The organism is Endozoicomonas sp. YOMI1, from assembly GCF_024606345.1.
Taxonomy (GTDB): Bacteria; Pseudomonadota; Gammaproteobacteria; order Pseudomonadales; family Endozoicomonadaceae; genus Endozoicomonas.
On the sequence record NZ_JAHHPM010000428.1, the window covers coordinates 1 to 12187 of the forward strand.

Annotated in this window: 10 protein-coding genes; 2 read left to right on the top strand and 8 right to left on the bottom strand. The window is 49.4% G+C overall.

Annotated elements, in window-relative coordinates; translation table 11 throughout:
- Window positions 1–49: 49 nt before the first annotated feature.
- The 5 genes from KDK15_RS15060 to pcnB form a co-directional block, all read right to left on the bottom strand.
- The gene (locus KDK15_RS15060) at window positions 50–1069 is read right to left on the bottom strand and encodes a phosphodiester glycosidase family protein (RefSeq protein ID WP_257296208.1); all 1020 of its coding nucleotides are present in this window, start codon (window positions 1067–1069) and stop codon (window positions 50–52) included.
- Between the two features lie 316 nt (window positions 1070–1385).
- Window positions 1386–2237: a pantoate--beta-alanine ligase gene (gene panC / locus KDK15_RS15065; RefSeq protein ID WP_257296209.1), complete on the bottom strand. Its 852-nt coding sequence runs from the start codon at window positions 2235–2237 to the stop codon at window positions 1386–1388.
- A 16-nt stretch (window positions 2238–2253) separates the two neighbouring features.
- The gene (panB, locus tag KDK15_RS15070) at window positions 2254–3048 is read right to left on the bottom strand and encodes a 3-methyl-2-oxobutanoate hydroxymethyltransferase (RefSeq protein ID WP_257296210.1); all 795 of its coding nucleotides are present in this window, start codon (window positions 3046–3048) and stop codon (window positions 2254–2256) included.
- A 267-nt stretch (window positions 3049–3315) separates the two neighbouring features.
- Window positions 3316–3816 carry a 2-amino-4-hydroxy-6-hydroxymethyldihydropteridine diphosphokinase gene (gene folK, locus KDK15_RS15075; RefSeq protein WP_257296211.1) on the bottom strand — a complete coding sequence of 167 codons (501 nt, stop codon included), beginning with the start codon at window positions 3814–3816 and terminating at the stop codon, window positions 3316–3318.
- Window positions 3816–5270, bottom strand: coding sequence for a polynucleotide adenylyltransferase PcnB (pcnB, locus tag KDK15_RS15080; protein ID WP_257296212.1), 1455 nt, complete (start codon window positions 5268–5270; stop codon window positions 3816–3818). The genes folK and pcnB overlap by 1 nt, the downstream gene beginning before the upstream one ends.
- Window positions 5271–5758: 488 nt before the next feature.
- On the opposite strand from pcnB, the gene KDK15_RS15085 reads away from it, so the two are divergent.
- Window positions 5759–8083 carry a hypothetical protein gene (locus tag KDK15_RS15085; RefSeq protein ID WP_257296213.1) on the top strand — a complete coding sequence of 775 codons (2325 nt, stop codon included), beginning with the start codon at window positions 5759–5761 and terminating at the stop codon, window positions 8081–8083.
- A gap of 209 nt (window positions 8084–8292) precedes the next feature.
- Here the strand turns inward: KDK15_RS15085 and KDK15_RS15090 are convergent, their stop codons facing one another.
- The 3 genes from KDK15_RS15090 to KDK15_RS15100 form a co-directional block, all read right to left on the bottom strand.
- The gene (locus tag KDK15_RS15090) at window positions 8293–8934 is read right to left on the bottom strand and encodes a thiamine pyrophosphate-dependent enzyme (protein ID WP_257296214.1); all 642 of its coding nucleotides are present in this window, start codon (window positions 8932–8934) and stop codon (window positions 8293–8295) included.
- Between the two features lie 29 nt (window positions 8935–8963).
- Window positions 8964–9710: a thiamine pyrophosphate-binding protein gene (locus KDK15_RS15095; protein ID WP_257296215.1), complete on the bottom strand. Its 747-nt coding sequence runs from the start codon at window positions 9708–9710 to the stop codon at window positions 8964–8966.
- 627 nt (window positions 9711–10337) lie between these two features.
- Window positions 10338–11009 carry a hypothetical protein gene (locus tag KDK15_RS15100; RefSeq protein WP_257296216.1) on the bottom strand — a complete coding sequence of 224 codons (672 nt, stop codon included), beginning with the start codon at window positions 11007–11009 and terminating at the stop codon, window positions 10338–10340.
- A gap of 176 nt (window positions 11010–11185) precedes the next feature.
- Here KDK15_RS15100 and KDK15_RS15105 point away from each other — a divergent pair, with 176 nt between their 5' ends.
- Window positions 11186–11389, top strand: coding sequence for a hypothetical protein (locus tag KDK15_RS15105; protein ID WP_257296217.1), 204 nt, complete (start codon window positions 11186–11188; stop codon window positions 11387–11389).
- Window positions 11390–12187: the final 798 nt, after the last annotated feature.

A 12187-nucleotide genomic window follows, 5' to 3' on the forward strand; every position in this document is an offset into this window, starting at 1 on the left:
TTGCGAGGAATTCCAACGAAGATCCAGCTGTCCAAAATGGCTGCGCAGCTCATATAAAGGTTATTGATGTACAATTATGATTTTGTGATAAATCTTCTGCCGATGGTTTACATATGATTATGTTAGCAACAGACCTTAGGTTATCCTCTGATGCCCCCCCTTTACTTATTGTTTTAAGATCGCCATTCTCATGAATAGAGAGAAAAACTGATTCACCTCCATCTAAATTAAGTGCACAGGTATTTGATGAATTGTTTTTAGATTTAGCCGTAAAGCTGATAATCTCTTTCCAAGTACTCATGCTCACTCCAAGTGATCGATCCCCACCTGTAGTCAGTGTATGCATAGATACATTCAAATCACTTAAGGAAATTGCAGCCCTTTCATTAAAATCACTTGAGTGAGTTAATCCACCAGCCAGATTATTATTCGGATTTGTTTTTTTTTGATTATTGACCGTTACTCTATATCTAAATAGATCATTTTCAGGAACCTTAATTGATTGTCCCTCGTAAATTAAAACAGGTGCACATTGGAGTAAAACTTCACCCTTTTTTTCTAAGGAACCATAAAGACTTCTATAATCCTTAGGAATGGGTAGATATTCATTTCTATGATTTGTTTTACCAATAGGCATTCCAATTGAATCATCTAACAAGGTGCCAGAACTCATCATTAAACCTTTTTTATGAACAAAAAAACCGCCTGTCATAACAGCGACAGTGTCTGACATAGAATTTAAATGCAACCCCGGTTGCTTTGGAAGCTCATTATCATTTATGCCAATAACATTGACACAATTCCGACCACCTAAAATAGTAATACGTGTATATATTGCTCCAAGTCTTATCCTGCTACATAATTCATTAATTTTACTACCTTGAGCTCCAATTTTGCACCCACCGACAATAGTCGTTTTAATAAAATTATTATTTAATCTCGATATTGATATTTTTTTTATGATTAGCCATCTTCTCACAATCGATTGACATGTGATTATATTTTCCAGGCTGTTTTGAATGGGAGGTGTTGGCAATTTTGAACAAATCATTTGGATTAGTAAGTACATGACCATTTGCTTTTCAGGCTGCCGCCAAGCCCTGTGCGGAATAGCCCGGATATTTCATAAATGCGCTCTCGCTTGTCCTTTGCCGCTCCTCTAAGGGAGTTTTGCTCAGTCGACTGTACTCCCCGGTACGGCGCTCCCTCACAAAATCCCTCAGAGCGACAAAGTCCTGCGCGAGATTCATAGTTCATTATTTTAGATAAAATAGCAGACAATAATTTGGGTGCAAATCTCATACTGTATCCATTGCGATGTAAGAGGCGTCTGCATTTTTGACATTAGTATTGATATCCCAAACCAGCCTCCAGAGACTAAAGCATTATCGCTTAAAGTAAATATTATCAATCAATCGGGCTTTGCCTAAATAACCAGCAGCAAGAATAACCAGTGACTGCTCGTTATGGGTAGCGGGCAGCAGTGTTTGCGGATTGCAGATATTAAAGTAATCCGGCTTGAACCCGGCCTGGGCCATTTTGGCAAACGCATTTCTGCGCAGCAGGTCAAAGTCAGTGTCGCCAGCCTGAATAGCGTCTCTGGCTTCAGTCAGGCAGCGATATAGAGCAGGCGCTATCTCTCCTCGCTCTTCAGGGGTCAGATAGCCATTGCGTGAACTCATGGCCAGACCGGTTGACTCACGGGCAATTGAGGCACCGAGAATTTCCACCGGCATCACCATGTCTTGCACCATTTTGCGAATGATGGTCAGCTGCTGGAAATCTTTTTCGCCAAATACCGCGATATCCGGGCGCACAATGTTGAACAGCTTGGTGACCACCGTTGCAATGCCCCGGAAGAAGCCCGGTCGGGTATTCCCGCAGTGCATACCATCCAGGACATCAACACTCACATGGGTGTGGTTTTCACTGCCTTCCGGATAGATTTCATGGGTGCCGGCGGCATAGAGCAAATCAACACCATGATCCATCAGCAGCTGCTGGTCCTGTTCCATGGTTCGTGGATAGGAGTCATAGTCCTCGTAGGGGCCAAACTGCAGAGGGTTTACATAAATACTCACCACCACAAAATCGCAGCTGTCTTTGGCTTTCTCCACCAGGGTCAGGTGCCCACCGTGGAGGTTACCCATGGTCGGTACAAAGCCAATGCGCAGCCCTGCAGATTTACGGGCGCCAACAATATCCTGAACTTCAGCAATAGAGTGTACAGTTTGCATGATGGATGCTTTCCGTTTAGTCGAATCCGTGTTCCGGACCCGGGAATGTGCCGTTCTTGACTTCTTTAACATAGGCAGTGACAGCATCCTGCGCAGAACTACCTTCAGCCATAAAGTTTTTCACGAATTTGGGTTTGCGTCCGGCGGTCATATTCAGCATGTCGTAGATCACCAGGACCTGACCGTCCGTGTCAGCACCGGCACCAATCCCAATCACCGGAACCTGAACGGCACGGGTGATTTCCCGGGCAAGCACCGAAGGTACGCACTCAAGCACCAGAATGGCGGCACCGGCCTTTTCCAGCTGGATGGCGGCTTCAATCATGGCATTGGCGCGGGTTTCATCTCTGCCCTGAACTTTGTAACCACCCAGAACATTTACTGACTGTGGTGTCAGACCAAGGTGGACACATGAAGGGATACCCTGCTCACGCAGGCGGGTAACGATGGGTGCCAGCCAGGCTTCACCTTCCAGCTTGACGATTTCAGCACCCGCCTGCATAAGACGGGTCGCGTTGGTCAGCGCCTGTTGCTCATTGGTGTAGGAAGCAAAAGGCAGGTCGGCCATTAACAGGGAGTCGTCCGCTTTGCTACTGACACAGCGGGTGTGATAACACATGTCGTCAACAGTAACGGGAACCGTACTGGTTTGTCCCTGACAGACATTGCCAAGGGAGTCACCAACCAGTATCACTTCCACGCCCTGACTGCTGGCCAGGTGAGCCTGAGTGGAATCGTAGGCAGTCAGGCTGGTGAATTTCTCACCCGCTTTTTTCATCTCGGACAGGATACTTAGGGTGACTTTAGCCATGGGTAAAGACCTTGATTAGTTGCTGGCGCGGATTATACGAGAAGTGTGAATAGTTGTCAGTTAAGGGCTTGGCACAATAGTCAGGCCGCCCTGTTTCCAGAGGCCAGGAGCCTGTCGGACTTAAGCGTCCGCAGCGAGGGAACGAGGGGGGTGCTTTGTATGGGTATTAGCGCTTTTCAGCACTAAGGAACTGTCCTGAAATAACTTCCACATTTCTGCAGACGCTACCCGCTGCCCGCCTCCCGCTACCCGAAAAGCCGTAACTGTTCAAATCCATGGATAACTGTCGGCAATAACAGTCAGCCCCTGGTACCCTAGTTCATCCACCATGGCTTGCAATGGGGTACCATCCGTAAGTTCAAGATCCGGGGCAACATCCAGCAGAGGGCACAGCACAAAGTTGCGAACCTGCATCTGATAATGAGGAACGGTCAATCTTTCTGATTCAATACGTCGGTTGCCAAATAGAATGATATCCAGATCCAGAGTCCTTGGTCCCCAGCGCACCGATCGCACACGACCATGGGCGTTTTCTATCGACTGCAGGGCATCCAGAAGCCTGAGCGGTGCTAATGTGGTATTCACCGCCACAACCGCATTGCAGTAATCAGGCTGGCCAGGGGGGCCAACCGGATCACTTCGGTAGAGCCGGGAACAGGCAGAAACCGTCATTTGAGGTACACTGTCAATGTCGTCCACGGCACGCTGCAACTGAAGACCTGGTTGCTCAAGGTTGCTACCCAGTGCCACATAAGCGGTTTCTGCCATCAGGACTCTCCGGATTGATGTGCCGACGATGCATCATCGCTACGAGGCTTGCGCCGGCGTCTTCTGCGTTTATTGCCCTGCTTTTTCTGGCCGCCATGGCTGGCAAGCGACTTGATCATGGCATGGCGGCCATGCTCATCCAGTTCCTGTATTTCTGTCCACCATTGACCGGCCGCCGACAGGTTTTCATCGGATTGCTCCCGGAGTACCAGGAAGTCATAGGCAGCACGAAATTTGGGGTGCTCCAGCAAGGTTTCAATCAGTTTGGGTTGTCTGCGTTCCAGTCGAATCTGCAGATCCCAGATATCACGAACCACCATGGAGAACCGGCGGGGAATAGCGGTGTGATTACACTGGTTCGTGATCACCGTCATGGAAGCCTGTTGAAATGCCGGAACAGGAGGCATTCCCTGGTCCATAAACTCTCTGGCCATTCGCCTCATGGGGGCCCATAAAAGTGCGGCGAACAGGAATGCCGGTGTCACAGGACGGTTCTGTTTGACTCGTCTGTCGGTACTTTTCAATGCTTCAATAATCAGGTTACCGGCCTCTCTGTCCTGTTCTTGCAAGCAATGCTCTGTTGCTGGCAACAGTGGCCCCAACAACTGGTATTCCTGCAGTAATTCAAACGTACGTACGCCCTGGCCAGATTGCAGCAGCTTCAGAACCTCATCAAACAACCGTGCGGCTGGAATATCATGCAACAGCTGCCCAAGCTCTCGAATGGGTTGCTCTGTTTCCGGCGCCATAGTGAAGTTGAGTTTGGCCGCAAACCGTATTGCCCGGAGCATTCGAACCGGGTCTTCATGGTAACGGGTAACCGGGTCGCCAATCAGTCGCAGGGTACCGGTGCGAATGTCATCAACCCCGTTGCAGAAATCCACAACACTGAAGTCGCGCCCATCGTAGTAAAGGGCGTTAACGGTGAAATCCCGGCGCATGGCATCATCTTCCATGGTGCCATAGACATTATCCCGGAGAATTCTTCCGGATTCCGAGTGGCGGGACTTTTCCTGACCATGGTGCTGTTCATGTTTGGCACGGAAGGTGGCTACTTCAATCATTTCACGACCGAAGAGCACATGGACCAGTTTGAAACGTCGACCAATCAGCCTGGAATTACGAAATAGCCTGCGGACTTCTTCAGGACTGGCATTGGTGGCGACATCAAAGTCTTTGGGATGAAGATCAAGATAGATATCCCGGATACACCCCCCCACCAGATAAGCCTCATAGCCCTGACTGGTTAACCGGTTAATAACTTTGAGCGCATGATCGTTGATGCAACGACGGGAAACCGGATGATTATCCCGGGGGATAACGGTTTTCTGAGGGTCGCTCTTAATATTGAATGTGGGCCGGTGGCGTTTTGACCGATTTCTGTTACGCATGAGCCAGAAAATAAGTGTGCCTCCAAGCACCAGGACAGCCATTGCTGTTGTCAAACTGTACATTCCGGTACCTGGCATCATAGATTTTGCAGGGTTTGTTTAAGTTGTGTAAAAAAAAGTTGCATGGATAAAGTGGATTACCGTGGTTGTTTGTGGCTTTTGAGCTACTTGATCAACTTGACCTAAAGGGTAGGATCATGAGGATCAGCGCTTATGATAGCACTGCCTCTGTTTTCACTCCATTTGTCTTGGCATCAGTGAATACTGTTGCCGCTTCTGAACAATAAAAAAGTTGCAATGATTGAGAAAATCCACAACCGGTAACCCAGAAAAATCCTGATCAGAAAAGTCAGAAACAGTCGCCCCCGAATTGCTGAGCAGAACATTTCCAACCTGAAATTTTTCCAGACGATACAGCGGTGATTCATCGCCATTGGTATTAACGTACTTCTATTTCTTCACCGGCAATGGGAACAAATCACTTTTCTACTTGTCAGAGTTGTCCGTACGTCCAAAAACTTTTCACAACGTTAAATGAGAGGATGGTAATTATGAGTATCGGAGCTCCGGGCATGTTTGGTGGTGGTCAATACCTATTGGTGCACACCACGAGAAACCCTGAGAAAGTGGGAGTCGGTGATGATGTTACTGGCCGTTTCTTCGGCCTGGACCGGAAGACGGTTGTCGTCAAACCGCCCATAGATCGCCTGCTAACACCGACCCAGCCGGTGGGCGGGGACATCAAATATGGGGCCATCAGCCGGATTGATGTGGTCAAAGAGATGATGGACGAGCAAAATCCGCTTCAGGATTCTCCTGTACAGAAGGTAATGCCCAAAATCTATGTCAGTTTTGAAAATGGCCTGCGCGTCAAACCTGACGCTGAAAAAACGCCACTCTTCGACGTTGCCTGCGTTTGCATCGAAGTCAACAACAAACGTTACATTGGCGAATCCGTTGAGGTCCCTGTTCGGGTCAATAACGAACACATTAGCCTGATGACTGACCAGATCCGGGAAGAACTAGGCCCGGATGCAGATATTTACGATTTCCAATCCGAATATCATACCCTCAGTGCAGAACAGAAAGCAGCTTTCAACCTGATGATATTTGGCCATAGAGATGGTTGTGACGAAAACGATGCGGTGCTGGAGCCACAGGTTAAAGGTCTGCGCCAGAGGGTAATTGAGACTCTGCAAGACAAAGGCGTCAGGGACTACTGGTTGGAATATTCCGATGGTAGCCTGACCCGTCAGAAGGGCCTGACTCAGGCATTGAAGAGCGCCGTAGACAAATTCATTAATGACCAGAGCGGTGACGATAAACTGCGGCTCGCCCAGACCATGAAGCAATCCCTGATCAGCCGGGGGCTGCCCGCATCCCTTGGAGATCGCTATGGACAAACAGTATGGATGCGTGATTTTGGTATTATGACCCAGACCCTGGACGAGGTGGACGTCGCCCCGCCTGAGGCCTTCAAGCAGCTGACTGACTCTCTGGCAACCATTGCCCGCAAGCAGTTCAGCTATGGACTGATTCCTCAGGTGGTGATTCCAGACCCATTATTGGGCGAATTTGTCTATCACCGGGCGCTCGGGGGAGACTCCGGGCTTGGCTGGTACCATCAGCTGCGTGACTTTATGGCAGAAAATTACCCCAAGATCGCCATGCCCACTCTGGATTCGGAGTCCCTGAAAACCATCGCGCCGGAAGAGCTGAAGACCAAACTCAACCAGCTTTATTCCTGCTATCAAATGGCCTGCGAACAGGCCAATGTGGATGGCCTGAAGGTACCCAAACCGAGCCATACTTTGAAAGGCCTACTGGCCGACACCCTCGGCACATTAACGCCGGGCACCACCGACAGCGAAATTCACTTTATTCGTTCCATGGCCAAACTGCTGGACCTTGCCGGCAGTCAGGAGCAAAAGGACCGGGTCCGGGAGCTGGTTCCCAACCTTGCCCACGCCATGGCCTACCTTGACAAGAGCGTACTGGACCCGGCCAATGGCTTGCCCCAGGGTGGCGATAACCGTGACATGCTCGATCCCTACATGTTTGAAAAACTGCTGTGCAGTAATGCCTGTTTTCTCTATCAGGGCTTCACCGGACTGGCCCGTCATCTGGATGAGATCGGCCCCCAGCTCAAGACCGAACTGAGTAAATATTACCCATCCGGAACAACGCCCGCTTCCGGCTTTATTGCCGCCTTGCTTGATGATAACCCCCAGGCCCGGGCCAGCGTTGCACTGGAGCAGTTCGGCCAGCTGATTAAAAAAACCTTTATTTATTCCGAGGATGGCAAATTTGCCCCAAGGGACTTTATCGATTCGGATCATCTCACAGGCCGCAAGCCTACCACTACGCCGGAGAACTACATCACTCCCCTGATTAATGCCAACAAGGATTTTCTGGAGGGTAAGGAAGTCAACCTGCAGGGGCTGGCACTGGCCATTGAGAACGGGCTGGTCAACCCGGAAGATCACCCGGCGGCAGTGAAACTGATTCGCTCGCAACTGACGGATGCTGGCCTGAAGGTGTTCTCTCCCATCAATATGGCCAACCCTCATGAAGTGGCCTTGTTGCAAAACAGCAAAGGTTTTCTGGTATGGCCGCAGATCGAATACCGGGTGATTGACGCTCTGGCCAATCATATGACCCGTACCCCTGAGGTCGAAGAGCTGTTGACGAAGTTGCACGAGGCAGGTGACAGACGCAAGGGGTTGAGTGAATGGTATAACCTGGATTTAAACGGTCAGGTTTATGCTGGAGGGGCTAATGGCCAGGCCTGGTCAATCATGTTGATGGATAAGGCACTGAGACCCGCCAACCGGACCGATGCAGAACAGGCAATGGAAATCGATGAGAGTGCCTGAAAAAATAGTGCCCATCCTGACGACCCTCTTCTACCAGAAGGTTGTCCGATAATAGCACCCTTCTGGGTGCACCCTTAAGAAGGATGGCAGAAAATTGAGGATAAAAATTCCGTTTTGTAAGGTGAGTAGTGGTTCTATTTGCCGAACAAAACGGATTTTTTTTGTCCAATTCTCTGCCACAACTGAATGAATGCAGGAACTTTATTTGACTACTTGGCTCCTTGTGCAACCAGACTCTGAATGCGGGGCCCGAACGGTGCTGGCTGAGTCCGCTCGATCGCCACATCAACAACAAACGGGGCAGTGGATGCCATGGCTTTTTCCAGAGCCGACCGAAGCTCTGATTCCCGTTGGACGCAGATGCCATCAGCTCCCATACCGCGAGCGATGGCTACGAAAACCGCTTTAGGTATTATCTGGGTATCCACACCCTCGAATCCCAACAAAGCCATCCCCTGGTCGCACATGTTGTAGCAGGCGTCGTTGAGGACAATCCAGACAGCAGAAATTTGGTATTTCGCTGCCGTGTTGACTTCGTTGTTCATCAACATCGCCCCATCCCCAAGAATGGCCACAGCCTTATTGTGGTTTGCCAAAGCAGCACCTAACACCCCCGTACATGCATGACCCATTGACCCAAAGCCGGTACTGACCCGGTAGCGTTCCGATTGGTCAAAGCGCAGGGTATGGGTCCCCCAGGCAAAAGAGTTCCCCGCCTCGACCATCACCACTGCATCGCTCCCCTCCACGACAACCTCCTGAATTGCCTCCATCAATACCTCGGGACGTACCGGACCGCGCAGTCTGGGTTGAATAGCTGCGCTTTCGTCCCGGGGCAGGGTAACTGCCATTTCCCTATGAGGGCGATCGGGAAAATGCTTCAATAACCTCTTAATGAAGGCTCCTGCGTCCGACTGGATCGAGAAAGTTTCTGCTTCTCGGGAGCCGTCGCCAGAGCCCCCAAGAAATTGGCCTGCGGCAATGGAACCTCCAGCAAGCTCGACTGGATGGCAGTAGGAATACTTACATGGGCGACAAAGCCTCCCGGCTGAGTCAGACCTAGAGTCAGCCTTCGAGAAACTGCTGCAAGTTCCTCGGCAGACTCCAGAGTGGCAGCGTAATGGAATAGCTCTCCAGAGGTAAAGAGACTTGCAATGGGCATGGTATAAGCGCTGGTTTCCTGGAAAGCCCAACGACCTCGCTGAGGAGCTGAGGTGAAAGGAGAGAGAAAAATGACCTTTGCGCCTTCCCATCGGGCTGCGAACAGTCCAGTCAGGATGTTAGTAATTCCCGGGCCCGTTGTAGCGAACACGGCGACGGGCCGATCGCTCGCGAAATGGGACTCGACAGCAGCAAAAGCCGCCCCCGATTCGTGGCGAAAGTGATATACCCCGATCGAACTCTTCTCCAGACTGGCCCAGATCGGGGCGATCGCTCCCCCCGAGACCCCAAAGGCATATTGAACTCCCAGATTTTCTAGCATCTTCACCACTCCTTGAGCCACAGTAAGAGGCTGCGATCGCGCCTCCCGGGCGGGAGCGGGGGCGATGTTTAGCTTTTTGTTTTGTTGCTTAATTTTTTCTCCTGAAAGGTCGGCAACTAGAGAGTTTGAACAATTGGGGAACATGGATACACCTATCGAGAGGGATTCATCAGTAAGCAGTTAGCTGTCACTCGACTCTAAAGTTTTAATCTGGCGATTAAGTCAAATATGAGCAGTTCTCACTGCTACCCGGGCTTTAAGGCTGCGCATAGCCTTCATCGTGGCAACAGGAGGCCTGCTGAACCAAGCTTGGTTGCAAAGTAATGTATTGGCAATATTTAACTGAAACCTTTCAAAGGGAGAATCCTGGGTGCATGGCCAAAGTGCCAGCACTTTACTGTTTCCGGTCTAAGCTGTTTACGTCAATGTGATATCATTCTGATTTCTGTCCCTCTCCACTCAAGTCTTGGGCAGTCTGGCTGCTCATAAATGATGTTTTATTAAAGCGCTGATTGCCTTTGTCCTTTCTGGGCATTGATTATCGACAAAAACCCTGATTTTTTTGGATCTACGGGTCATGATATTTGGTTATTCTGGATGTAGGTTCTTTGGATGTCCTGTAAAGCCCTGTAAAGCCCTGTAAAGCCCGTTCTGTAAAGCCCGTTTGGATGTCCTGTAAAGCCCGCCCTGTAAAGCCCGCTCGGTAGTGGATGACTATTTGCTGAAACCATACAAAGGCGATTGGTCACAAAGAATGAGATCACCAAATAATTACGAAAGTGGGTTATCGATAATGGCTCTGGACATGTCGTAGAACTCGTTTTCTGATTCCCGAGTTTCTTTGCCTCTGAACAAGTTGTACAGGTTAGGCGGGGTATCTGCATCGCCATAAACCAAATTGAACGGATCTTGGTCAAAAACCAGTTTGGAAAAACAGGTTAAGGTTGGTCTCGTTTTGGCGGGTATCTCCATAATCATGGTTTTGGTCTCATCAACGATTTTGAAATCAACCGTAATGTTTCTGGAGTCTGGCTTGCTACTCTGATGTTCGTTGGACTCATCTCTCAGGTTTGTAATGTGCAACGTATACTTTTCCGGAACACTGCTTTCAGTGACTTTCCATTGGCCCAATTTACGGCAATTGACAAGTTGTCCACCACCATCAGCAAGGTAAACACTATTGTCTGCGTTCAACGATATCCGATGAAGGAAATCGTACAGGTGTGGATTGGCGTGATAATTGCCTATAAGCCGCTCCAGGAGACTTTGTGAAACCGGGGCTGGAGACTGGGCACGACAATCCCCAGAGGTGACTTTATTGTCAGCATTGTCAGCAGGCTGCAAATTGATTACCTTGCCAAAGACTTGTACTTTTTTCGCACTATCTGGCGGTACGCTGGACAGCCGGGCTGAGGGTGCATCGGAGGCTGCAATGGAATCCATAATAGACTTACCCGTTCGACCAATTGGGGAATTGATTCTAGACCATACTGAGGGATTGCAAAGTGTTTTACCGAAAATGCCTGCCATGCTTGAGCCCCTTACCGAAGAGTTGTGTTTTTTCCGCACTATCTGGCAATATGCTGGATAGTCGGGGTGAGGATGAACCGGAGATTGTAATGGAGTCCAAAGCCGATTTACCTGTCTGGCCAGCGCGATTTGAGTGTAGACTATACGGCGAGATTGCAACGTCTTTTGCCGAAAATCCTGAGAGAGAGACTCCTGAGAGAGAGACTCTGGTATCAGGTCTTTCATTATACACAATCATTGTCGTTTACGGTGATAAAAAACATATTTGTACAATCAAAGACGCCTATTCGTGAATGTTGGAGGTGTTCCAGTTGCCCTAGGCCTTGCGGACATTAACTGGCCAGTTGGCGGATCTCTTTGGCTGCTTTACGGGCTCCAAAACCGACCCAAATCGCAAACGAGCCAGAAGAGGGCAACTCGGCACAGCGGGCGATCGCCTTCTCGGGAGCCGTCGCCAGAACCCTCAAGAAATTGGCCTGCGGCAGTTACTTTGAATTGGTTGACTGGTAGGGGAGAGTCATTCGCCAGGGCAAGCGAGGCAGTATAAACGACAGTATTCCTTCAATACTTGAGCGCCTTGATACTCCACCAGATGAATGGATTAAAACCATGCAATGGAATAATCGTTTCTATCGGGCCATTGGAACGCTGGCATCACTGAAAAGCTATGCTCAGGAAGTGGGAAAATCCTGATTTAACGGCCAAGTTGGCAGCGCTTTACTGTTTCCGGCCTAAGCTGCTTACGCCAATGTGATATCATTCTGCTTTCTGTCCCTCCCCACTCAAGTCCTGAGCAGTCTGGGTGCTCAAATGATGTTTTATTAAAGCGCTGATTGCCTTTGTCCTTTCTGGGCATTGATTCAACAAAAAACCTGATTTTTTAGATCTACCAGTCTGATATTTGGTTATTCTGGTTGTAGGTTCTTTGGATGTCCTGTAATTCTCTCAGTGTAATTCTCTCAGGGTGAAAGTAAACATCAAACTCATTGAAATAATGTACTAGGAGGCTGTCCGAGAATAGCGCCCGTAGCGAGGATTGCGAGAAATTGAGGATAAAAATTTCTGATTCTGAGGAGAATAGCGGGGCTATT